Source organism: Aeromonas sp. TS_SC_11 (genome assembly GCF_057318915.1).
The window spans coordinates 382,099-404,877 of record NZ_CM170470.1 but is presented as its reverse complement, the minus strand read 5'-3'; the positions used below and the strand labels follow the sequence as shown (position 1 = coordinate 404,877).

Annotated in this window: 16 protein-coding genes; 14 read left to right on the top strand and 2 right to left on the bottom strand. The window is 62.5% G+C overall.

Annotated elements, in window-relative coordinates; translation table 11 throughout:
• Positions 1 to 32: 32 nt before the first annotated feature.
• Positions 33 to 2,222, bottom strand: coding sequence for a glycoside hydrolase (locus AC1P02_RS01825; protein WP_485183804.1), 2,190 nt, complete (start codon positions 2,220 to 2,222; stop codon positions 33 to 35).
• 722 nt (positions 2,223 to 2,944) lie between these two features.
• Here AC1P02_RS01825 and AC1P02_RS01820 point away from each other — a divergent pair.
• The 8 genes from AC1P02_RS01820 (at position 2,945) to AC1P02_RS01785 (ending at position 14,617) form a co-directional block, all read left to right on the top strand.
• A complete protein-coding gene (locus AC1P02_RS01820) occupies positions 2,945 to 4,288 on the top strand; it encodes a TackOD1 domain-containing metal-binding protein (RefSeq protein WP_485183802.1) in 1,344 nt (447 codons plus the stop codon).
• A complete protein-coding gene (locus tag AC1P02_RS01815; RefSeq protein WP_059168804.1) occupies positions 4,281 to 5,621 on the top strand; it encodes a glycosyltransferase family 2 protein in 1,341 nt (446 codons plus the stop codon). The genes AC1P02_RS01820 and AC1P02_RS01815 overlap by 8 nt, the downstream gene beginning before the upstream one ends.
• Complete coding sequence (locus AC1P02_RS01810) at positions 5,621 to 6,670, top strand: HlyD family secretion protein (protein WP_058395361.1); 1,050 nt, start codon at positions 5,621 to 5,623, stop codon at positions 6,668 to 6,670. The genes AC1P02_RS01815 and AC1P02_RS01810 overlap by 1 nt, the downstream gene beginning before the upstream one ends.
• A 576-nt stretch (positions 6,671 to 7,246) precedes the next feature.
• Entirely contained in the window at positions 7,247 to 9,631 is a 2,385-nt protein-coding gene (pgaA, locus tag AC1P02_RS01805; RefSeq protein WP_485183799.1) for a poly-beta-1,6 N-acetyl-D-glucosamine export porin PgaA, read from the top strand.
• The gene (gene pgaB / locus AC1P02_RS01800; protein WP_485183797.1) at positions 9,631 to 11,595 is read left to right on the top strand and encodes a poly-beta-1,6-N-acetyl-D-glucosamine N-deacetylase PgaB; all 1,965 of its coding nucleotides are present in this window, start codon (positions 9,631 to 9,633) and stop codon (positions 11,593 to 11,595) included. Before pgaA ends, pgaB begins: the two co-directional genes overlap by 1 nt.
• A complete protein-coding gene (gene pgaC, locus AC1P02_RS01795; protein WP_408133835.1) occupies positions 11,592 to 12,842 on the top strand; it encodes a poly-beta-1,6-N-acetyl-D-glucosamine synthase in 1,251 nt (416 codons plus the stop codon). Before pgaB ends, pgaC begins: the two co-directional genes overlap by 4 nt.
• Complete coding sequence (locus tag AC1P02_RS01790) at positions 12,829 to 13,143, top strand: hypothetical protein (protein ID WP_485183796.1); 315 nt, start codon at positions 12,829 to 12,831, stop codon at positions 13,141 to 13,143. The genes pgaC and AC1P02_RS01790 overlap by 14 nt, the downstream gene beginning before the upstream one ends.
• A 178-nt stretch (positions 13,144 to 13,321) precedes the next feature.
• Positions 13,322 to 14,617 carry a ferredoxin reductase family protein gene (locus tag AC1P02_RS01785; protein WP_485183794.1) on the top strand — a complete coding sequence of 432 codons (1,296 nt, stop codon included), beginning with the start codon at positions 13,322 to 13,324 and terminating at the stop codon, positions 14,615 to 14,617.
• On the opposite strand, the gene AC1P02_RS01780 is transcribed toward AC1P02_RS01785, so the two are convergent.
• On the bottom strand, positions 14,600 to 17,749 hold the full coding sequence (locus AC1P02_RS01780; RefSeq protein WP_485183792.1) for a S41 family peptidase: 3,150 nt from the start codon (positions 17,747 to 17,749) through the stop codon (positions 14,600 to 14,602). The genes AC1P02_RS01785 and AC1P02_RS01780 overlap by 18 nt on opposite strands.
• A 265-nt stretch (positions 17,750 to 18,014) precedes the next feature.
• Between AC1P02_RS01780 and AC1P02_RS01775 the strand changes: the two genes are divergently transcribed.
• The 6 genes from AC1P02_RS01775 to AC1P02_RS01750 all read left to right on the top strand — a co-directional run bounded on the left by AC1P02_RS01775 (position 18,015) and on the right by AC1P02_RS01750 (position 22,761).
• On the top strand, positions 18,015 to 18,491 hold the full coding sequence (locus AC1P02_RS01775; protein ID WP_034284004.1) for a L,D-transpeptidase family protein: 477 nt from the start codon (positions 18,015 to 18,017) through the stop codon (positions 18,489 to 18,491).
• Positions 18,492 to 18,627: 136 nt separating this feature from the next.
• Entirely contained in the window at positions 18,628 to 19,347 is a 720-nt protein-coding gene (locus AC1P02_RS01770; RefSeq protein ID WP_485183789.1) for an AzlC family ABC transporter permease, read from the top strand.
• 2 nt (positions 19,348 to 19,349) lie between these two features.
• Positions 19,350 to 19,691, top strand: a complete 342-nt coding sequence (locus tag AC1P02_RS01765; protein WP_087756528.1) for an AzlD domain-containing protein — start codon at positions 19,350 to 19,352, stop codon at positions 19,689 to 19,691.
• Between the two features lie 116 nt (positions 19,692 to 19,807).
• Positions 19,808 to 21,334, top strand: coding sequence for a YjjI family glycine radical enzyme (locus AC1P02_RS01760; RefSeq protein WP_485183786.1), 1,527 nt, complete (start codon positions 19,808 to 19,810; stop codon positions 21,332 to 21,334).
• Positions 21,324 to 22,244, top strand: coding sequence for a YjjW family glycine radical enzyme activase (locus AC1P02_RS01755; RefSeq protein ID WP_485183785.1), 921 nt, complete (start codon positions 21,324 to 21,326; stop codon positions 22,242 to 22,244). Before AC1P02_RS01760 ends, AC1P02_RS01755 begins: the two co-directional genes overlap by 11 nt.
• Positions 22,245 to 22,437: 193 nt before the next feature.
• Positions 22,438 to 22,761, top strand: coding sequence for a DUF1820 family protein (locus AC1P02_RS01750; protein ID WP_005313662.1), 324 nt, complete (start codon positions 22,438 to 22,440; stop codon positions 22,759 to 22,761).
• Positions 22,762 to 22,779 lie beyond the last annotated feature (18 nt).

Here is a 22,779-nt window from a genome sequence, read left to right as displayed (position 1 = left end):
AGGGCTCTCTCTTTATATGGCGAGCGAGTCGATCACATCGTCAGCAGGGTGACCGGCTTGCCCTTGAGGGCGACGAGCAGGTGCTTGCCCGGCAGTTTCTGGCCATCGAGCATGATGGAGCTGTTGCTGAAGTTGGCGATCAGCCGGCTGCCATCCGAGAAGCGGGTCTCCTGCACCCGGCCCACCCCGTCGCGCCAGCGAAATCCCACCAGCGCCTTGTCCCACAATGCCTCGTGCAGCGGCGCGAATTGATCGCTCAGTCTGACCAGCTCGGGCAGGCGGCTCGCCAGGGTGCTGCGGCTCAGGTTGACCAGCGGCGGCGTGTTGTAAAGCAGGCCGAGCAGGGCGCGCTCCTCCTTGATGCCCGGGAACTTGAGGTTGTCCAGCAGCCAGTGATGGCTGTTGAGCACTGAGTCGTGGAACACCGCCTGATAGAGGGGCAACCTGTCCGCCGGATTGAACACGGTTTTCAGGTAGCGCGGCTTGAGGCGAGCGGGCTGAAAGAAGACCTGCGGCGCCTCGTCCGGCCACCACTTGCCAAGGTAATAGGAGGACTTGGCCTGCTTGCGCATGCTGGCATCCTGCCAGCCGAACCCCCAGCTCTGGATGCCGTGGGCAAACATCAGCGGCTTGCTGGTGAGGGCATTGCCATCCTCCGAACCCAGCACCAGCCCGAGCCGCTCTCCCACCCAGGCCATGCGGGCATTGCGGGCGGCGATCATGGCCTGGCTCCCCTGTTGATGGGCCGGGTTGTAATCGTTGGAAGCCATGGCGGTGCCATCCACGTCGAGGAAGAGGCTGTTGATGCCGCTGGCTTTGGCCAGCTCGCTCATGCGGCTCTTGGCGAAGGGCAGGGTGCAACCGGGATTGAGGTAGGCTCCCTCGCCACCAAAGCCGGGTTTGGGTTTGCCGTTGGCCTCCATGATGGCGCAGCGCTTGCCGATCTTGGGAGGGGTCTGGGCGGTGAGCCAGCTGTCGTTGCTGCCGGGGAGGATGGCGGTATCGTAGGAGTCATAGCTGCCCACCAGATAGCCCAGACGTTGGGCGGCGGTGACGGCATAACTCTGTTGCAGGGCCGCCGTCCATTGCGGGGTGCCGAGCCAGAGCTTGTTCAGTCCCGCCTGTTGCAGCGCTTCTATCACAGGCAGTGACAGGCCCTGTCCCCAGCGAGTCTGTGCAACCAGCAGATCCCCCAGCTGACCCCTGACCCACTGCTGGCGCAGGGCCAGCACCTTGCTCTGGCTGACGGGGCCCTGCTGGGCGGGCAGGGGCAACTGGCTGGCAATCAGCCGGTTGAGCCCGGCCATGATCAATGTCTGCTGCCAGGGCTCGGGGGCCGTTGCGGCCAGCGCTTCCCGTTCATCGCCGCTGAACGTTTGCAGCCAGGCCGGCTTTTGATTGAGTCTGGCCTGCAGGCCTGGCCAATCCTTCACATCCTGTCGATCCAGCAGGGCATCTCCCCACAGATAGACATGGCTGGCACCAATCAGGCGGCGGCCAGCGGGGATCCGGGCAAACTTGTCAGCGAGGGATTGCCACTCCCCCTCGGCCTGCAACCACTCCCGATAGCGACGGGCCCCCGCCAGCCAGTCATCCCCCACGCTCAGACGCACCACCATGGGAGCCTGCTGGTTGAAGCTGCTGAATTCGTGGCGGGCGCTCAGTTGCAGGCGCCCCCCCTTGCGGGTGAAGTTGAGCTGGTTGTCGTAGGGGGTTTGCAGGATCCAGCTGTAGGTCTGTTTGCCCGCATCCTGGCTCCACAGCGGCAGCTTGAGGTCGTAATGGGTGTTGAGTTCGGCCAGTTCGTCGCCGACATAGCCGAGCCAGTCGCTGTCACGCACCGAGAAGCGGCTGCCCTCGCCAAAGGCCATGGAGAGGTGGGTCTGGTTTTTCGGCAGGCTGTACCAGGCCAGTTGACGGGGCGTGTCGCTGACAAGGGTCAGCAGCAGATCATCACCGTCCAGTTTGACCTCGACCCTGGCGTCCTGGGCAGGCCAGTGCCAGTTGGCCTCTTGCTCCCCCCGGGTCAGCTTGTCGACCTGACGGGCGGGTTGGCCGTCACTGACCGGCATCTTGTTGACCGAGATGGCCAGGGTATCGGGGGCGATGCGATAGCTCAGCGTCTCCCCTTGCAGTATCAGGGGGGCGGCGGCCAGAGGTGCCGCCAGCAGTGAAATCAGCAGGCAGCCCAGTACTGGCGCCTTTATCCGTAAACCCTTCATTCAAGATCCTTGGCCAAGTCGATGGCATCAGGGTACGCCCTTGCCCGTTCTGCGGTACAGCCAAATTTGCCCGCACCAGCGGCGGCAAGTCACAGGCCCTTGCACTGGATCCGTGGGCAGGCTCGGGTTGATGACGCCCGGTCAGGGGGATGTCAGATGATGCTTGTTTTCTTGGGTCATGACGCTATCTGTCGTAGTCAGCGCACCGCGCATCCTTGTGCGTCAACGTCTACAGCATGGGGCGAGCAGGCGCTGCGCCGGCCCCCTTGTTTGTTGGACCCCGGATGCAGGCCAAGCAAGACGCTGTGCTGTTTATTGCCTCAATAGTGGTTGGGGCGAGGGGGCCCCCAATGGCAGGCCGTCCGGCATGGGGTATCGATAAGGGTTCTTGTCTGGCTCGATTGACTAAATGTCATGCAACACCACAATTATCCTCCTTGCCACTCCCGATGCGAATCGGGTTCGGAAAGCTACAGGTCTCTCTCCCCGAGACGGCTGAGCCGCACATTGAATACGGCGTCAGCTATCAGTGCTCAACCCTCTGCCCGCTCCCGCCATATCCATGACGTCTGTCGATTGAACCGGCCATGCCGTTGGTATCAAACCTGGCTGGAGAGTGCGCCGTGCGTGGCCTCTTCATCCCTCGTTGTTGATACCGGTACGCCAGCCCTCCTGCAGGGCGGCTCCCTATATTTCAGTCTGTGGAAAGAGGTTATTTCCTCATGATGAGTACAAGTGAACAACCCAGCCGGATTGCCCTGCTGGGGGGCCAGGTGGATCGTGCCACCCAGCCTCTCGCCGATTGGTCCCAGTGGAACCCGGCACAACACGCCGTACTGCTGCTCAATTTGCCCGCCGACGAGCAAGACAGGGTCTTGCAGGCGGTTCGCCGTGATCCTGACCGTTATTTGCACCCCGTTTTCTGCCTGGAGAAGAGCCCGCTCTCCCCCATGCTGGCGGATGGTCTGCTGGTCCAGCTGGATGAACGGGTGCCTCACATGCTTGAGCGTCTGGCCCTGCTGAGACTGCGTGAACACCCGGATGAGATGGAGAAACTGGCCTGGTACAGCTGGCCGCGCGCTCACTTTCGTTTGTTGCCACGCTGGCAGGCAGGCTGCCGCCAGGGTTACAGCTACCCTCTGCTCGATTGTCTGCTGGGCAGCGAGTCTGCTGGCTCCTTGCCGCAACTGGTCTCCGAACGTCTGCTGCAGAGCGAGCAACTGGTGGATCGTGTGCGCCTGTGCAACCGCTGTCACTCGGCCCACCTCAACTTCGTCGATGTGTGCCCGGAATGTGCCCACATTGCCCTTGAGGCCAAGCCTGCCGTGCACTGTTTCACCTGTGGTCACGTGGATGACCAGGATGCCTTCATGCAGCAGGGGGCATTGCGTTGTCCCAAGTGTGTGACCACCTTGCGCCACATAGGGGTGGACTATGATCGGCCGCTGGAGAAGTACCTTTGTCTCTCCTGTCACGCCCGTTTCATGGAGGCGGCCGTGCTGGCGCGCTGTCATGAGTGTGGTCAGGCAAGCAAGCCGGATGACCTTGTGGTGGCGCCCATCCATGAATACCGCATCGGCAAGCTGGCGCATCATGTTGCCCGTGAGGGCACCCAGCGGTTGCATCTGCCCCTGACCTGGGGCACCCCCATGGCGATGGATCACTTCCCCTGGTTGTTGCAGTGGAGCAACAGCCTGCTGCAGCGCCACGGTGGCAGTCATACCCTGCTGGCGATCCGGGTTGAGCACCTGGCCGAGTTTCGGGCTGAGCTGGGCTTGCTGAAAGCGTTGCAGCGGCTGGCCGCCCTGCTCGCCCGTCTGCAGGCACTGTTCCGGGACACGGATGTGGTTTGCCAGTACGCAGATGATCAACTGCTGCTGTTGCTGCCATACACGGATGCAGAAGACAGGGCGATGTTGCAGAGCCGGATCCTGGAGCTGAACCATATCGAGGGGTTGGACACACTGGCGCTCGATGTGAAGGTGCAACCCCTGCCTGCCAGCCTGGGGGACGATGCCAGCCTGTGGCTGAGTCGCTGGCTGGATGGGAGCATCCAGCATGCATGACTGGCTGAGAACCGTGTATTACATCCTGATGGAGATACTGGGCAGCCTGTCGGTGTCCCCCAGTATGATACTGCTGCTGTTGCCCATGCTGCTGTTGATTGAGGTGCCGCTGATGGCGCTGACCCTGACCGGTATCCTCAAGTGGTATGCCCGTCAGGTGCCCAGGGCCTCGGACCTGCCGCTGTCACGACGCTGCCCGAGCGTCTCCTGCATCATCACCTGCTATGGGGAGGGTGACGCGATCCGCTCCACCATATTGACCCTCAAGGAGCAGCTGTACCGCGGCCATCTGGAGATCATCGCTGTCATCGATGGCGCCAATGCCAACGCCCATACCTACCAGGCGGCCTTGAACTGTGTCCGCGAGTTTAAGGGATGCCAGACCCGAACCCTGGTGCTGTTGCCCAAGTGGCAGCGCGGTGGGCGGGTATCGACCCTGAATGCGGGTCTGTCGGCGGCGACCGGTGAGATAGTGATGAACGCCGATGGGGATACCTCCTTTGACAACAACATGATCGACGAGATTGTCGCCTGTTTTGACGACCCCGATATGCCGGCGGTGGGCGGTGCATTGCGGGTGCGCAACCTGCACGCCGGGCTGCTGACCCGGATGCAGGGGATCGAATACATGATCTCCATGCAGGGGGGCAAGACGGGTCTGAGCGAGTGGAATCTGATCAACAACATTTCGGGGGCATTCGGGGCATTTCGTCGTGATTTCCTGCGCCAGATTGGGGGCTGGGATACCCACACGGCGGAAGATCTGGATCTGACGTTGCGGATCAAGCACTACCTCAAGCGCCATCCCGGTCTGAAGATAGGGTTCGCACCCAGAGCCATAGGTCACACGGATGCCCCCCCGGATCTGGTCACGCTGGCCAAACAGCGTCTGCGTTGGGATGGCGACCTGCTTTTTCTCTATCTGCGCAAACACAAGCTGTCGCTGACACCCCGCATACTGGGATGGAAAACCTTCCTGTTCACCCTGGTCTACGGGGTGGCGCAAAACGTGGTGTTGCCGCTGCTGGTCATGGGCTACAGCTGGTGGCTGGTCTTCAGCTATCCGGGCCAGTTTGTGACGGCCCTGATGCTCTGTCTCTATCTGGTCTACCTGTTTCTCACTCTGGTCAATTTCCTGGTGTTCCTGCTCGCCATATCCGAGCGACCCAGGGCCGATCTCGGGCTCTTGCCCTGGTTGTGCCTCTACCCGGTTTACACCCTGCTGATGCGCTTGTGGTGTGCCGTGGCACTGCTTAATGAAATATTCCGGCGCAGCCACGAAGAGAGCAGCATGGCGCCGTGGTGGGTTCTGAAACGAGGAAACAAATTCTGATGAAAGTGACATTCAACACCCCTAAAAAACAGGATGCGACCTCGGAACAGGGGATCCGCGTATTGTATGCACCCGCCAGGCGGATGGCATTCAGGGCGCGCTGGTATCTGATCCTGCTGCTGGCCTTCAGCCCCGTCATCATACTGCTCTGGTATCTGGGGCAAGAGTGGTGGCTGACCCAGGCGCCAGCCATTATCACGACCGAGCCCCAGCTGGTGGTGGCCAATGGCGATGGCTTTATCCGCAATATCTACACGGCGCCCGGACAATCCGTCTCACAGGGGGATGTCTTGATGCGGTTCGAATCCCCGACGCTCAAGGCCAACATCGAGGCGCGCAAGGCCCGCTTGAAGGCGATTGAGCTCAACAAGCAGCTCGCCGAGCAGGAGATAGTGCGCATCCTGGATGGACAGATCAGCATTGCCGAACGGGGCTCCCGTGAGCAGGAGGGCATCTATCAGGAGTATGCGAACTACCGGCAGCAGAAACTGGTATCCAGTGCCGAATATGCCAGTGCCCTGCTGAGCTGGACCCAGTCACGCATCGCCCTGCAACAGGCCAGGGTCGAGAAAGCGCAGCAGGGGTTGCAGGTCAGGGAAGATCATCTGACGGGGCCGCTGGCCAGTGCACGCCACTCTCTGGAGCAGGAGTTGACGGAGATGGAAGCCATGTCGAGGCAGCAGCAGCCATTGGCGCCGGCCAGGGGCAAGGTGTCCGATGTGCTGGTGCAGGCGGGGGACTGGGTCTTCTCGGGGGCACCGCTTGCGTTGATCGCCAAGCGTGAGGATCCCCTGGTCATTGCCTATGTGCAGCCCAGGTATTTGTCCTCCATGGAGACGGGGCACAGGGCCATAGTCCAGTTGCCCAGTGGCGAGCGTCTGGCAGCCAGAGTGGCCAGGCCGGTCGAGCTGGCCGGCAAGTTGCCGGCGCAATTGGCTGCCCCGTTTGAAGGGGAAAAGGCGACGCTCAAGGTCGCCTTGTCACTGGATGACAAGTTGCCTCCCAATCTGCAAGTGGAGGGACTGCCGGTTACCGTGCTGTTTGATTGAGCGAGAGCCCTGCTCCGGGAGAGCGGGCGTGCCAGTCATAGATGGGCGGCGCAGTGCAAAAGTGTGATGGTGCCTGATACAACGACGCCCCTTGTCGTGGGCCAGCAGCCTGGCAACAGAGGCACACGGTGAGGGGCAGGAGTCTGGCTCAAAAGAACCCGCCCCTCTGTTTTTTTCCGGCGATCCGCCGCAAACCCATCAGGCACAAGATTCTGTGTGTGGTGTCAATAAGGTACACCCTCTCTGGCATGAGGTTGCCAAGAGGGGCAAGGGATTCTTATCGAGAATGGTTCCTGTCTGACTCGATTGACTAACTCGCCCACCGCTGCAGAATTGGCCGCCTCGCCACCCCCGATGCGAATCGGGTTCGGAAAGTCACAGGTCTCTTCCCGGAGACAGCTGGACCGCGCATTGAGGAAGGCGTTGGTTCATCCCTCGCCTTTCACCATCACAACCGCACATCCGTCAGGAAGTCACCCTGCGTTGCCACGGCAGCAGGGTCGGACATATGTGCGTAATCGTCAGGGCATTCAAGGACCGATCTGCCCGGCGCGTGTCAAAGGTGGAATGTTGCGAATGAATCGCATCTTTTGGTTATTGGCGCTCTTGCCCTTGCTGGTGTTTGCCTGCGGGGTAGATAGCGTACGGGAAGCCTGGGTCATCCAGGCCAGGGCAGGGGAGCTTGACGCCGCGGCGCAAGGACTGGATGCCCTCTATCGACAAACCGGCGACGGCAAGGTGCTGGACGATCTGATTGCCGTGCAGTTGTGGCGCGGGGATCGCAAGGGGGCGCTGGCAGCCTGCGCCCCCTGCGAGTTCAGTCCCATTGCCAACAGCACGCTGGAAGGGGTGGCCCGCGCCGCCCGGGACGAGAAGCGCTACTTTGAAGCGATCAGCTATTACCGGGTGTTGCAGGGGCGTGACCCGGGCAATCCCACCGGTTGGCTTGGCCTGTTTCTCACCGCCAGCGATCAGGGCAACCGTGTGCTGGCCCATCAGGCAGCAGGAGAGTACGAGGCCCGTTTCGGTCGCGATCGGGCCGTGCTGGAGGCGCGTATCTATGCCGCCCGTCAGGCCGAGGACCCCATGGGGGAGATGCTGGCCCGCCAGCAGTGGCTGGCGCTGGAACCCGGCAACAGTGAACAGGTGCTGGCGCTCTATCGGGTAGCGGTGAGCCTAGGGGCGGGTCCCGCCGCTGCCGACTTGATGGGGCAGTATCCTGCCCTGTTCAAGCCGGTGGATCGGCTCTGGCTCGACTACTACCAGGCGGTCAATTTGCTGCGGATCTCGGCGCAGACCGAGGATCCGGCGCTGGCTCGCACCTCCCTCACTCACACCCTGGCCCTGCAGGACAAGATCCTGGCCCGGGCTCCCCGCGATCATGTGCTCTACCTCAGTGCCCGCCGTGATCTGGTGGTGACCCTGGTGGCCCTCGGTGAGTTTGCCCAGGCGGAGCGGGAGTCTGCCGCCCTGCAAGCCGAGGGGCCGCTGCCGGAATACGTGCAGGAGGCGCGGGCCGATGCGCTGGTTGGGCTCGGGCGGGTGGACGAGGCTTCCCTTATCTATCGGCAACTGGCGACCCCGCAGCGGGCCAAAGACAAGACGTTGCTGGAGAAGCGTTTCTACGCCTACTCGGATGCGGAGCGTTACGGCGCCGCCCAGGGGTTGCTGGCGGGTTGGCAGGAGCCGCCGACCCGCTGGGATTTCACCGGCAATATGCGCATGCCCAACGATGACTACGAGAAGGTGCTGCAGCTCAGAACCCTGCTGCTGGCCTGGCGGGGTCAGGCCGGGATGGCTGAGGCGCAGCTGGAAGGCTGGCTGAAAACGGCCCCTGCCAACCCCTGGTTCTGGTTGCAGCTGGGGGACATCCGTCGTTGGCGCGGTCACCCGGATGGCGCCGAGCAGGCCTATCAGCAGGCAGTGCGCTGGCTGCCGACTGGCCGTACCCGGCTCGCCGAGCCGGGTCGCCTCCACGCCCGCCTCGATCAGGGGCAGTGGCAACAGACACCGCAGGCGGTGCGGGCCCTCGGCAACCTGACCAAGGATCGCCGGGAGTTGCAACAGCGGCTGGCTCTGGAGCAGGCCCCCATGCTGACCACTGAGCTGACCCATGGTCGCAATGAAGGGGGCTCGGTACAGGCCAGTCGTGACTGGAGCTACGACAGCCGCCTTTACAGCGCTCGCAGCGACGGCGGCGATCGGCTGTTTGTCCGTCGTCAGGGCAGCTTCGGTGAATTTGACGGGCAGCCGGAGCGTGCCGCCTACAGCGGGCTCGGGGCCGAGGTCTCCTTCTATCCGCTGCTGTTGACCCTGGAAGGGGGGATGGGCAGTGAGCTCAATCACAAGGGCTATCTGTGGAGCCGCCTCGACGGGCGGCTGGGCGATCGCTGGACTCTGGGGGCTGCCATCAACCTCAACAGCGCCGACACACCGCTGCGGGCGCTGGCTCGGGGCAACTACGCAGATCAATATCAGCTCGATCTGGGTTGGCGCCAGGACGAGACCCGGGAGGCGGGCCTGCGGCTGGAACGGATGGACATCAGTGATGGCAATCGGCGGCTCACCGCCTCCGGCTGGCTGCGTCAGGATCTCTGGCGCCGGGATCGCTGGTGGTTCGACACCACGCTGCGGGCTGCCACCTCCCGCAACGAGGCGGTGGCGGTGGATTACTTCAATCCCCTGCGGGATCGCAATCTGGAGCTGGAACTGGCGGGGCGTTACCGGCTGCCGCTGGATGGCCGTCGCGCCCTGCTGCAGAGCCTTGTCATCGGCGGCAATCAGTACTGGCAGCAGGAGTATGGCGGCAACCCGGGCTGGCAACTCAGCTATCGCCACGACTGGGTGTTCTCCCCCGCACTGAGCCTGGGCTATGGCCTGGGCCGGCGCCAGGCCGTCTACGACGGCAACCCCGAATATGGAAATTTCGTCTTCGCCAATCTGCAATGGAGTTTCATGTGATGAGACGCTGGCTTGCCCCTCTTTTCCTGTTGCTGTCCGTGCTCATGCCGCTGGCCGCACAGGCTGCCCGTCAACCCGATGACTATGTGGTGCTCTGCTACCACGACATCGTCGATCTGAAATTGACCCCCAACCTCAAGCTCTATCCCCAGACCATACGGCGCGACACCCTGATCCGCCACTTCAACTGGATCAAGCAGCAGAGCTATCACCCGGTCAGCTTCCAGCAGGTGCTGGATGCCAAGGCTGGCAAGGCAGCCCTGCCGGAGAAGGCCATTCTGCTCAGCTTCGACGATGGCTACGAGAGCTTCTACCGGCTGGTCTACCCGCTGCTCAAACTCTACAACTACCCGGCCGTCTATGCCCTGGTGGGCAGCTGGCTGGATGTGCCCGACGACAAGCTGGTGCCCTATGGCAACGACAGGCTGCCGCGCAGCTACTTCGTCGGCTGGCCGCAGATCCGCGAGATGCAGGCCTCCGGACTGGTGGAGATAGCCTCCCACACCTTCGCCTCCCACTACGGCTTGCTCGCCAATCCCCAGGGCAATGTGCAGCCGGCGGTGACCACGGCGGGCTGGAGTCCGGCCGGTTACGAAACCATGGCGGACTATCAGGTGCGGGTTAAAGCCGACTTCGATGCGTCTGTCCGCCAGCTCAAGGAGCAGACCGGCCGGGCACCGCGCATCATGGTCTGGCCCTATGGTGCCTTCAACCAGACGGCGCTGAACCTGGCCCGTGACAGCGGCATGCCCTACAGCTTCACCCTGATTGAGGGGCTCAACACCCTGGGGGATTCCGGAGCCACTGTGCGCCGTTATCTGCTGGAGGAGGACACCAGCCTGGAGACTCTGGACGAGATCATGGGAGGCAATACCTGGGAGCGGCAGGAGGAGCGACTGGTGCACGTGGATCTGGACTATGTCTATGACAAGGATCCGCTGCAGCTGAACAAGAACATCGACCTGCTGCTGGAGCGGATCAAGGGATACGGCATCACCACCGTCTATCTGCAGGCCTATGCCGATGACAACGGTGACGGGGTAGCGGAGGCGCTCTACTTCCCCAATCGTCACATGCCGGTCAGGGCGGATCTGTTCAATCGGGTCGCCTGGCAGCTCAAGACCCGGGTCGGGGTCAAGGTGTATGCCTGGATGCCGGTGATGGCCTATGACATGGGGCCGAACCACACCTATGTGACCGACAGTCGCACCGGTGCCCCCGCCAGGGGTCAGTATCTGCGCCTCTCGCCCTGGGATGCAGCCAGCCGTCAGCTGCTGCTGGATATCTACGAGGATCTCGGTTTTTACACCAAGTTCGACGGCCTGCTGTTCCACGATGACGCCTTCCTCAGCGATTACGAAGGGCCCATGCCGCTGGCGCGCTCCACCCAGGCCCTGCGGGCGCAGGGTGAGCACAAGACTGATTTGCTGATCGACTTTACGCTGGCGCTGCGTGACGCTGCTGCCCGTTATCGCCAGGGAGGGGCTGACGGCCTCAAGACAGCCCGCAACATCTACGCGGCCCTGGTGACCGAGCCTGATGCCCAGCAGTGGTTTGCCCAGAGCATGGCGGCGTTCGCCAAGGCCTATGACTACACGGCCGTGATGGCCATGCCCTACATGGAGCAGGCAGAAAATCCGGATGAGTGGCTGGCCCGGCTGGCGGAAACATCCCTGGCCCAGGTGCCGGCCGAGCGGCTGGTGTTCGAGCTGCAAAGCCGCAACTGGCGCACCGATCAGCCGATCCCGGATGAGGAGCTGGCGCGCTGGATGCAGATCATCCAGCGCAAGGGGGTGAAAAACTTCGGCTACTACCCGGACGATTTTCACAACAATCAGCCGGATCCCGCCATGCTGAAACCCGTCTTCTCGGTGCAGACCCAGCCTCAGCCAGCCCAGCTGCCGGTGGCCCCCGCCGTGCCCGTCAGTGCGGCCATGGTCACACAAGCGGGGGCGGCACGGTGAGCGGATTTCTCTCAGGCATTGCGATTTTTACCCTGGCCTACCCCAGCATGATGGCCATGGTGTGGATCTGTGGCGGCCTCTATTACTACTTCCAGTGGGAGCAGCGGGACATAGCGCTCGCCAGAACCGGGCTGGTGTTGCCTCGCTATCCCAAGGTGACCCTGATGGTGCCCTGCTACAACGAGGGGGCCAATGTGGAGGAGACCATCAGCCACCTGCTGCGCCAGCGTTATCCCGATTTCGAGGTGCTGGCCATCAACGATGGCAGCAAGGATGACACAGGGCAGCGGCTGGATCGGCTGGCGGCGCAGGATGCGCGCCTTACCGTGCTGCACCAGCACAATCAGGGCAAGGCCATGGCCCTCAACAATGGGCTCGAACGGGCGAAGGGGGAGATACTGGTGGGCATAGACGGCGATGCCGTGCTCGACCATGACGCTGTGCGCTGGATGGTGAAGCACTTCATCGAGAGCCCCAAGGTGGGGGCCGTCACCGGCAACCCGCGGGTGCGTACCCGCTCCACCATCATCGGCAAGATCCAGACCGGCGAGTTCAGCTCCATCATAGGCCTTATCAAGCGGGCCCAGCGCATCTATGGCACCGTCTTTACCGTGTCCGGGGTGGTGGTGGCCTTTCGCAAGTCGGCGGTGGAGGCGGTGGGTGGCTGGAGCACGGACATGGTCACCGAAGACATCGACATCAGCTGGAAACTCCAGCTGGCGGGCTGGCTCATCCATTACCAGCCCCAGGCACTGTGCTGGGTGCTGATGCCGGAGACGGTGCGCGGCCTCTACAAACAGCGGTTGCGCTGGGCCCAGGGCGGGGCCGAAGTGATACTGCGTTACGGCCTGCAGGCAATGCGCTGGCGCAACCGCCACTTCTGGTTGCTGCTGCTGGAGTATCTCTCCAGTGTCCTCTGGTGCTACAGCATGCTGCTGCTGGCGCTGATCTGGCTGATCCGGCCCGATCTGGGGGAGCTGTCCGAAGGTCAGCTGTTCCAGTGGACCGGCGTCATCATGACCGCCATCTGCCTGCTGCAGTTCGGGGTCAGCATCTTCATCGACAACCACTATGACAAGACAATGGCCCGCAGCTTCGTCTGGTGTATCTGGTATCCGCTTATCTACTGGCTGCTCAATCTGGTGACGGTGATCGTTGCCGTGCCCAAGGCGATCCTGCGTCGCCGTGGCCAGCTTGCCGTATGGGAAAGCCCTGACAGAGGAGAGTCCTTCCGTGACAAAAAATAAGTTCGCCAACGAGATGATCATACGCAACGGTGCCCGTTGCAGCTGGCAGTACCGACTGCGGGATCTGTTGATCCTGCTGGTGACCTGGATTGGCTGGTTGTTTCTGGCGCTGCAACCCTGGCTCAACTATCTGGATAAAGGGGAAGGGGACAGCTTTATCGGCTCGCTGGATGCGCAGGGCGTCGGGCAGCTATTTTTGGCCCTGCTGCTCGGCATCTTCCTGCTGATCCACTCCTGGGCCAAATACAATCAGCTGCTTTACCGCCTGATGCGCAAGCGGGCACTGCGCAAAGCCGGTTAACCATGGGGCCGTCAGGCCCCATTTTTGTATCTTCCCTCTTGTCACACTCTGTCACCAAGTCGCCGGTGGCTGGCAAAGTCTTGTCATGGCACAGGCGTGTAATGGGATCAGGATACCGGCGTGGCCATTGGGCGAGCCGGGTGAGCAATGCATGACATGACGGGACAAGGAGCAACAAATGGTGACCAAGCGGGCGTTATGGCTGCTGCCGGTGCTGGCGGCACTGATCTGGTGGGCTGGATATGCAGGGGATGCCAACGGCGTCTGGCCCTGGCGCCATGAGATGCTGTTGCTGACCGGTCTGCTGGGGTTGGGCTACATGGCGCTGACCCTGTTGCTGGCGCTGCGTTTGCCGAGGCTGGAAGTCTGGTGTGGCGGGCTGGATCGCATGTTGCGGCTCCATCGTCACTGCGCCATGGCCGCGACCCTGGCCCTGACCAGTCACTGGCTGCTGGTGGAAGCACCCAAGTGGGCGGTGACGGCCGGCTGGTTGACCCGGCCTGCCCGCCGGGGGGCTGGTGGCGGGGCGGGAGCAGGGGCTGGCAATGGCCTCTCCCTGCATGCCCTTGGCAATACGCTGGGGGAGTGGAGCTTCTATCTGCTGATAGCCCTGGTGGTGGTGAGCCTGTTGTCGCTGGTGAGCTATGGCCGCTTTCGGGTGATCCACCGTCTGGCGCCGCTCATCTATCTGGCAGGGTGGGTACACGGTCTCTGCCTGTTGCCTCAGGTTGGCCTGCTGACACCGGTGGGTCTCGGGATCTCGCTGCTGGGCGGTGCAGGGGCTGTGGCTGCGGTTTACTCCCTGCTGGGCTTGACCGGTCAGCGGGATCGCCATCAGGGCCGCATAGTGGCGCTGCGCACCCTGGCGGACAGTACCCGTGAATTCACCTTGCAGCTGGCGACGCCGCTGTCGCACTACAGGCCAGGCCAGTTTGCCTTCTTCAAGTTTGATGCCAAGGAGGGGCCGCACCCCTTTACCCTGGTGCGGGTGTCGCCCGACAAGCGTCAGCTGGTGATTGCGGTGCGGGCGCTGGGGGATCATACCCGCCAGCTGGTCGAGGCGGCCCGGGTCGATGGCCCAGTGACAGTGACGGGACCTTATGGCGCCTTTGTCTGTCCCCCCCGGCAGGGGCAGTCGCTCTGGCTTGGCGCCGGGATCGGCATTACCCCTTTCGTCGCCTGGCTGGAGGGGCTGGTGGCCCGTGGTGAACGGGGGGAGGGGATCACATTGATCCAGTGTGCGCCGGACTTGGCCGGCGCCGTCTATCACCAGCGATTGGCCGAGTTATGTCAGCGTACCGGGGTTTGTTATCGGCTGCATCTGGACAAGGAAGCGGGGCGGCTGGACCTGGCCGGTCTTGCACAGGGCAAACCCGGTGACGTCTGGTTCTGCGGGCCGGAAGGAATGGCAGACGCCCTGACCCGACTGTTGCCGGGCGGGCGTCTGCATCGGGAGCTATTTCGCTTTCGTTGACAACTGGGCGAGGGCAGCCTCGACGGCTGCCTCCAGCTGGGGATCTCGTCCGCTGATCATGTCGGCTGGTGTGAGCGCGACCTGCAGATCCGGGATCAGCTCCTGATTTTCGTAGAAGCTGCCATCCGGGTTGCGCAGCCCCAGGGTCGGGATGCCGTAGGCGAGTCCGGGGATCAGTCTGGAGTCATGGGCATAGACCATGGTGCCCGTGCCCGGGACTGGCTCACCTATGATGGGGCCGACCTTGAGGGTGCGGTAGTACTGGGGGAAGGCCGAGCCTTCCGAGTAGCTGCCTGCATTGGCCAGCACCACAGAGGGCTTGGTCCACTGGCGGGTGGCGGCGTCTGTCTCCCCCTTGCCGTGGCGTGGCCAGCTGCGCGCCATGCCCTTGTCACTGCCGCTGCCGGTCAGGAACTCCACCAGGGTATTGGCCAGATAGCCCCCCTTGTTGAAGCGCACGTCCACGATCAGCGCCTCGCGGTTGCGCTGACGGCCGAGGGCATCGGCGACCATTTCCTCATACACTGCGCTGTTCATCTCCGGCAGATAGACATATCCCACCCGACCCTGACTCAACTGCGCCACCCGGGCGCGGCGCTTGGCGACCCAGCCATCCAGTTGCAACTTGTACTCCTGCTGCAAATCCATGGCGGTGACGTCGAGCTGCACCGGCGCCTTGTTCCCCTTGGGCAGCAGTGTGAGGGCCAGCCGCTGATCGGCCTGGTGGTTGAGCTGGGCATCCAGCGCGTTCAGGTCAGGAACCTCGGTGCCATTGATGGCCAGCAGACGGGCACCCGGTGTCAGGTCTGTCTCCTGTTCCAGCGGTCCGCCGGCCAACAGGGCGACCAGTTCAACCCCCGTCTTGCCATCTTGCCAGTAGCCGCCGAGGCTGGCGGTGTTGTCGGGCATTCGCGGGGATGACGCCGGACCCACTCCCCAGGTGTGGGAAACGTTCAGTTCACCGGCCAGCTCCGCCAGCAGATGACCGAAGTCCCTGCCATTGTTGATACCGGCCAGTTGGCGGCGATAGGCGGCCACATAGCCATCCCAGTCCACGCCGTTCATGTCGGCACGATAAAACTCGTCGCGGGTGAGCCGGGTTATCTGGTCATAGGCGGCGGTCATGAGCGCCAGCGAGCTTCCGGTCTGCAGCAGGTCGAAAGAGTGTGATCTTGCCTCGCCTGAACCTGTGTCTATCAGGGTCACTTCTCCTTCCCGCACCAGGGTGGCCAGGCTGGCATCCTGATTGAGGCTGACCTGCGCCGGACCAGGCTGGCCGTCAAACAGCACCCGGGTCTCACCCTTGCGCAGATCCTGGGCGTAGCCCTTGATCTCGCTCTCGCCGTTGGTGTCACTCTCTTCCACCAGCGAGATAAGGTGATCATCGACGATGCGGCTGGCGAGGATGAGGCCTGGGGGCTGCAATTGCAGCGCCTCTCTGTGTGCCAACCGGTCGGATTCGAAGCCGTAACCCGCTTTGGGGGGCGTCTGCTCGGCGATGAAGTCGCTCTTGGCTGCGCGGCTGCTGTAGAGGCCGAGCAGGCTGCCGCCAAGCGGCTCCCCATCGGCACCCAGAACCCCGTATTTGGTGGATTGCCAGTAGAGGATGCCGCCATCCTGGCTCCAGGCAGGACTCATATCCCGATAGCCGTTGAGGCTGACATTGATCGGCTCGGCTTTGGGGTCCGCTATGTCGATGACGGCGATCTCCTGCTGGGCCGAGTCAGGCTGTATGGTCAGCGCCAGATGCCGGGAATCGGGGGCGAAGGCGAGCTCCACTGTGTGGCGGGAGGGGTTGAACTCGGCGGCGACCAGCGGTCGCTGTTTGCCGCTGGCGAGATCCAGCAGGTGGACGGCCTGACCATCCACCACGAAGGCGAGCTGCTTGCCATCGGGAGAGAGGGTCGGCTTGCTGATGGCGGCATCCGGCATGGCCAGCAGCTTCTGTTCCGTGAGGGTGCCGGGATCGCTGAACAAGCCATCCGGCTGCGCTTTGTTCAGGCGATAGAGGGCGGCCGGGCCATCCTGCTCCGAGAGATAAATGAGCCCCTTCTCTTTGTCCACATACAGGGGGGATGACTGCTCGCTGGGATGACGGGTGAGCTGGCGCACTCGCTCGCGGCGGGTATCGATGGCATACAAGTCCCCCTGGCTCACCAGTATCACCTCGTCACCATCCTGGCGGGCGAGAGCCTCGTCGATGGGGCCTGGCATCCAGCTCCTCTCGGCGGGCGCGTTGGCAAAGAGTGGCTGTATGGCCAGCTTGCGCGGTGTCTTGCTGCCCGCATCGAGACGGTACAGTTCCCCTTGCCAGGACCAGACCAGATCCCCTTGGCGGGAGGCGGATAGGCCGCGCACAGGGTGACTCTGATAGTGGGTGAGTTGACGATCCTGACCGCTGGCCAGATCCCGCCGCCAGACGTTGAAATCGCCGCTGCGCTCGCTCAGGTAATAGAGTGCCTCACCCTTGTCATCCCAGACGGGATCGCTGGCGGCCACTCTGTCTTCGGTCAGCTGGTGATGGGCTTTGCCATCGAACAGCCAGAGGCGGGAGACGGCAAACGAGTGCTGATGTTTGCGAAACGGCTGATCCATGCCCGGCATCTGATAGGCCAGCTGTTTGCCATGGGGGCGAGCCAGGGTGGCGGGCAGAGGTTGTGCCGGCGTCAGGGCGCCGCCACCGACCGGGGTCCAGTAGAGGGCGCTGGCTTGGAATCCTTCCGCCACGAAGTGATCCGATTCGGGCGTGGTCAGTCGCTGGCTGCTCAGCAGCAACTGCTTGCCATCGGCGCTGAATGCCTGGGGCAGATCGGGGCGGGAGTCACGGGTCAGTCTCACCATCTCGCCCCCTGCGCTCGGCACCACGAACACATCTTCGTTGCCATATAAGTTGGCGGCGAAGGCGATCTGTTTGCCATCCGGTGACCAGAGCGGGCGCTGGCTCAGGTAGTCGCTGTCGGTGAGCGGCATGGCGAGTCCGCCATCCCCTGCGCTCAGGTAGACTCGGCCCTGCCAGGTGAACGCAAGTTGTTTGCCATCGGGGGAGAGCGCAGGCTCGCGCAGCCAGAGCGGTTCGGCCGCCTGCAAGGGGGAGCAGATCAGCAGGATCAGCAGGGAGAGTCGGCATCGCATGATGGAAGTTTCCAAGTAGGTGAAAAAGCGCCTTATCTTCCCCCCAATCGCCCGGGGGGCACTATCCCGATATAGGGGGGATATCCCCTTGTTTTGGCTGTTAATTGTAACAATTTATAAAAGATGGCACGGGATATGTTTCTCTGGATATATTGAGTATTGATGGCGATCCAATATGATGGCGCTCGCCCGCCCCACGGGGTGGTGCCATTCAGATGATTTGGTAACAAGAAAAGCCCTAACCAGAGGCTTGTCGAGGGATGGAATGAGAGCCGTATTACTGTGTTTGCTGGGGCTGTGGCCCGCATTGAGTTTTGCCACCTTGTCTGCCGACATGATAGTGGTGAAGAAGTCTTCCTACAGCCTGACCCTGATGAAGGATGGCAAGGAGGTCAAACGCTACTGGATTGCCCTGGGGCCAGCCCCAAAGGGACACAAGCAGCGTGAAGGGGATCAGCGTACGCCGGAAGGGCGTTACATCCTCGACTACAAGAAAACCAATTCCAACTATTACAAAGCCATCCACATCAACTACCCGAATCTGGACGACATCAAGACGGCCAACGAAATGGGCGTGAATCCGGGTGGCATGATCATGATCCATGGTCAGCGCAACAGCATAGGCAACACACGTTTGCAGCCGTCCAACTGGACCAATGGCTGCATCGCCATGCTCAACCATGATCTGGACGAAGTGTGGAACGCCATCGAGCCCGGCACCCCCATCATCATCCAACCCTGATTGCCTCTCTGCGCGCCCCCTTCATGGGGGCGCACTGCATTTCTGAACCCTTGCAGTATCCGTTTTAGTCCTTGGTCTGCGGCCTTGTGTCGTGCTAGTTTTTCCCGCTCGCCGTGGATGCAACAAGGATGACCCCATGCCGTCAGCAACGAGTGCCCTTCCCGCCGGTGCCGAGAGTACCCGCACGCTCTGGTGGCGCGCCACCCTCGATATTTTGCCGCTCTCCATCTCCGTCATCCCCTGGGGGATACTGTGCGGTGCCCTGGCATTGCAGGTGGGGCTGAGCCCGCTACAGGCCCAATGCATGTCCCTGCTGGTCTATGCCGGTGCTGCCCAGCTTTCGGCTACCACCCTGTTCGGGGCGGGGACGCCCCTGCTGCCCATCATGGGATCCACCTTCGTCATCACCTCCCAGCATCTGCTCTATGGCTTTACCTTCCGTCGCGATGTCTTGCCGCTCTCCCTGCGCTGGCGTGCCAGTCTGGCGTTCTTTCTGACTGACGAGATGTTTGCGGTGGCGCTCAAGGACAGGGAGCGCAGCGGTCGCTTCCATCCCGGCTATGCCCTGATCGCGGGCTTCGTGTTCTACCTGTTCTGGAATCTGGCGACCCTGCTCGGTATCGCCGCCGGCCAGTACATAGACGGCCTGGACAAGATGGGGCTGGACTTCGCCATTGCGGCCACCTTTATCGCCATGACCATACCCGCCCTCAAGAATGTGCCCATGGTGGCGGCGACCCTGGTCAGCGGCGGCACTGCGCTGCTCACCAAGCCACTGCTGGCGGAGGTCTACATCATCATATCGGCGCTGGCCGGCATGGTGGTGGGCTATGTGCTGCACCGGATGAGGAGATGACAATGAGCTGGCTGATGATAGGCCTGCTGGCCCTGATCACCTTCTTCAACCGCTTCGCCTTCTTCTCGCGGCTGACCCGTTATCAACCCGGCGCCGAGATGGGGGCCTTCCTCAGCTTCTCGGCCCAGTCGGTGCTGACTGCCATCTGGTTGCCCATCGTTTTCAGCTATGAGCCGGGCAAGGGGCTGGACTGGGATCCGGACTACCTGGCCGCTACCCTGCTGGTGACGGCATTGACCCTGCTGCGGCTGCCGACCCTGCTGGTGGTCGTGGTGGGCATGGGGGGCTTCTTCCTGCTGCGCTGGCAGGGGGGCATGGCCGCGTTCTTGCCCTGGCTGGGGTAGGTCCGTGATCTGGCATGGTGGATGTCCTTTATGGATATCCGCCATGTTGTGAATGTCACTTCAAAAAACACCTCTAAAGTGTGAGGATTTAGGGACTATCCGCCAAGGAGCTCCCCATGTCTTTCACCGAAACCTGTCAGCGCATAGTGCGCGATCCCCTGCTCTCGCCCGCTCAGAAGAACCATGCCCTGGCGCTGGCCGCCGAAAATGCGCTGCCTTACCCAGAGTTGCCACCGGCTGTCGGCGAGGCGCTGGTGCAGGGGTTTCTCTGTGACATGTTCGAGGGACATGCCCCCTACAAGCCGCGCTACGTGCTGCCGGATTATGCAAAGTTCCTGAGTCAGGGATCCGCCTGGCTGGAGCTGGCGCCCCCCAAGGATTTTGACGAGGCGCTCGATGCCCTGCGCATCCTCTACCACCATGTGCCCTCCGTCACCGGCATGCCGGTCTGGCTGGGGCGCCTCGATCATCTGCTGCTGCCCTTTGTGGGCGAGCTGGATGACGAGACCCTCCATCGCAAGCTGAAAGGGTTCTGGATCTACCTGGATCGGGTCCTGCCGGACGCCTTCATGCACGTCAACATAGGCCCCGATGACAACCGTCTCTGCCGCCTGATCCTGCGCATCGACGGCGAGCTCAAGCAGGTGGCGCCGAACCTGACCCTGTTTCACGATCCGGCGCAGACCCCGGACAACCTGCTGATGCTGGCGGTGCAGAACATAGCCAGCTGCAGCAAGCCGCACATCGCCAACTATCCGCTCCATAGCAACACCTTCGACCAGCGCGGCTTTGGCATCGTCAGCTGCTACAACGCTCTGCCCCAGGCCGGTGGCGCGAATACCCTGGTGCGACTCTCCCTCAAGCGGGTGGCCGAGCAGGCCCACGGCATAGACGACTTCATGGGCTGTCTGCTACCCCACTACTGCCGTCTCGCCTCCCAGCTGATCGGGGCACGCGCCGCCTTCCTCCATCAGGAGTCCGGCTTCTTCGACAGCTTTTTGGTGCAGGAGGGCTTGATCGACGAAGACCGCTTCGTACCCATGTTCGGCATCTATGGCATGGCGGAGGCGGTCAATTTGCTGATGGACAAGGAGAATCTGCCCGAGCGCTACGGACATGACGAGGAGGCCAACCAGCTTGGCTATCGCATCTCGGCCCAGCTCTCCCGCCATGTGAGCGAGACGCCACAGGTACACGCCTGGGGCGGTCGCGCCCTGCTCCACTCTCAGGGCGGGCTCAGCGTGGATCGCGATGTGACCCCCGGAGTGCGGATCCCTTACGGTCAGGAGCCGGATCCCGCCAGCCATGTGCTGGCCCTGGCGCCGCACCACGGTTTCTATCACTCCGGGATCAGCGAGATCCTGACCCTGGATCCCACCATACGCCAGAACCCGCAGGCGCTGCTGCAGCTCTGCAAGGGGGCCCTCGCCATCGGCATGCGCGAGTTTACCGCCAACGTGGCGGACAGCGATCTGGTACGGGTGACCGGCTACATGATCCGCAAGAGCGACGTGGCCCGTTTCGCGACCGAAGGGTCGCGGCTGCAGACCACCTGTCTCGGTGCCGAGGCGAGTGAACTGACGGCCATTCGTCAGCGAGCGCCGAGAGTGGTTGGCCGTGAGGCGACCCTGTGTGACTACTGAATGCGGCAAGGAAAGGAGGGAGCCAACGGAGCGCACCGCGACGGTCAGCCGCTGGCTGCCCTTCTCCTGCGTGGATGGCCCCGGCAATCGGCTGGTGCTCTTCCTGCAGGGGTGCAACTTTCGCTGCCCCGGCTGTCATAACCCTCACACCATGGGGTTGTGCGATCACTGCGGTGACTGCGTGGCAACTTGCCCGAGCGGTGCCCTGACGCTCATCGAGGGCCGTCCTGGCGAGAGAAGAGTGCGTTGGCAGGCGGCGCTCTGCACCGATTGCGATCGCTGCATCGACGACTGCCCGCGCCATGCCAGCCCCAAGACCAGCCAGATGTCGGTTGCCGAGGTGCTGGCCCTGCTGCGCCGCTACGGTCCTCTGCTCACCGGTATTACCGTCTCCGGCGGCGAGGCCACGACTCAGCTGCCGTTCGTGATCGCCCTGTTCACGGCCATCAGGCAGGCACAGGATCTCTCGCACCTGACTTGTCTGCTCGACAGCAACGGATCCCTTGGCGAAACGGGCTGGCAGCGGCTGCTGCCGGTACTGGACGGCGCCATGATAGATCTCAAGGGGTGGCGCGACTCGGTGCACCATTCACTCACAGGTGTTGGCCGCGAGCGGGTGCTGGCCTCGCTGCGTCTGCTGGCGAGTCATGGCAAGCTGGCCGAGCTGCGGTTGCTCCACGTGCCGGGACGCAGCGATTTTCTGGATGCCGACGGCAAGCTGGAAGCTGCGCTTGTCCTCTTCTTGCAGAGCCTGGGGCCAGTCCCCATTCGCCTCAATGGTTTTCGCCATCATGGGGTGCGCGGGGTGGCGACGAGCTGGCCGGAGGCGGGCAGAGATGAGCTGACCCGCCTTGCCAGGGCGGTGAGCGACAGGGGACTTGGACCCGTTTCCCTGCCGGCCATTATCTGACCCTGTGTTTGCTGGCTAATTAACTGATCGCAAACCAATTTGATGGGATGCTTTTGCCAGCACCCTGCTCTGATGTTGAGTCTGGTGGCGGCTTTCTTGCAGTCTGAAGATGACGTAACTGTGATTGCTGTCTATTTGAGCTCTGCGAGGGGGCGGCTAGAATGGGGCATTCGCCCACAATCAACAGACGAACATGAGTGAATCCAACGCCTTATACCGAGTGCAGTTCATTTGCCACAGCGAGCGTTATGAAGTCTATGTCAGGGAAGTGAGTCAGGGTCAGCTGTTCGGCTTTATCGAGATCGCTCACTTCGTGTGGGATAACCACACGGCATTGATCGTCGATCCCAGCCACGAGAAATTGAAGAGTGAATTTGCCGACGTCGACCGCACCATGATCCCCATGCACCATGTATTGCGGGTCGATCAGGTGCGCAAACAGGGGGCCGCCCGCATCACTGAGCTGGGCAACAACATCGCGCCCTTCCCCAACCCCATCTATACCAGGAAGCCCTGAGGCTTTCTCCTCTCTGCG

What these genes read in the sequence shown, in the direction of transcription:
- AC1P02_RS01825 (WP_485183804.1), bottom strand. Translation starts at nt 2,222, where the DNA reads ATGAAGGGTTTACGGATAAAGGCGCCAGTACTGGGCTGCCTGCTGATT.
- AC1P02_RS01820 (WP_485183802.1), top strand. Translation starts at nt 2,945, where the DNA reads ATGATGAGTACAAGTGAACAACCCAGCCGGATTGCCCTGCTGGGGGGC.
- AC1P02_RS01815 (WP_059168804.1), top strand. Translation starts at nt 4,281, where the DNA reads ATGCATGACTGGCTGAGAACCGTGTATTACATCCTGATGGAGATACTG.
- AC1P02_RS01810 (WP_058395361.1), top strand. Translation starts at nt 5,621, where the DNA reads ATGAAAGTGACATTCAACACCCCTAAAAAACAGGATGCGACCTCGGAA.
- pgaA (WP_485183799.1), top strand. Translation starts at nt 7,247, where the DNA reads ATGAATCGCATCTTTTGGTTATTGGCGCTCTTGCCCTTGCTGGTGTTT.
- pgaB (WP_485183797.1), top strand. Translation starts at nt 9,631, where the DNA reads ATGAGACGCTGGCTTGCCCCTCTTTTCCTGTTGCTGTCCGTGCTCATG.
- AC1P02_RS01785 (WP_485183794.1), top strand. Translation starts at nt 13,322, where the DNA reads ATGGTGACCAAGCGGGCGTTATGGCTGCTGCCGGTGCTGGCGGCACTG.
- AC1P02_RS01780 (WP_485183792.1), bottom strand. Translation starts at nt 17,749, where the DNA reads ATGCGATGCCGACTCTCCCTGCTGATCCTGCTGATCTGCTCCCCCTTG.
- AC1P02_RS01775 (WP_034284004.1), top strand. Translation starts at nt 18,015, where the DNA reads ATGAGAGCCGTATTACTGTGTTTGCTGGGGCTGTGGCCCGCATTGAGT.
- AC1P02_RS01770 (WP_485183789.1), top strand. Translation starts at nt 18,628, where the DNA reads ATGCCGTCAGCAACGAGTGCCCTTCCCGCCGGTGCCGAGAGTACCCGC.
- AC1P02_RS01765 (WP_087756528.1), top strand. Translation starts at nt 19,350, where the DNA reads ATGAGCTGGCTGATGATAGGCCTGCTGGCCCTGATCACCTTCTTCAAC.
- AC1P02_RS01760 (WP_485183786.1), top strand. Translation starts at nt 19,808, where the DNA reads ATGTCTTTCACCGAAACCTGTCAGCGCATAGTGCGCGATCCCCTGCTC.
- AC1P02_RS01750 (WP_005313662.1), top strand. Translation starts at nt 22,438, where the DNA reads ATGAGTGAATCCAACGCCTTATACCGAGTGCAGTTCATTTGCCACAGC.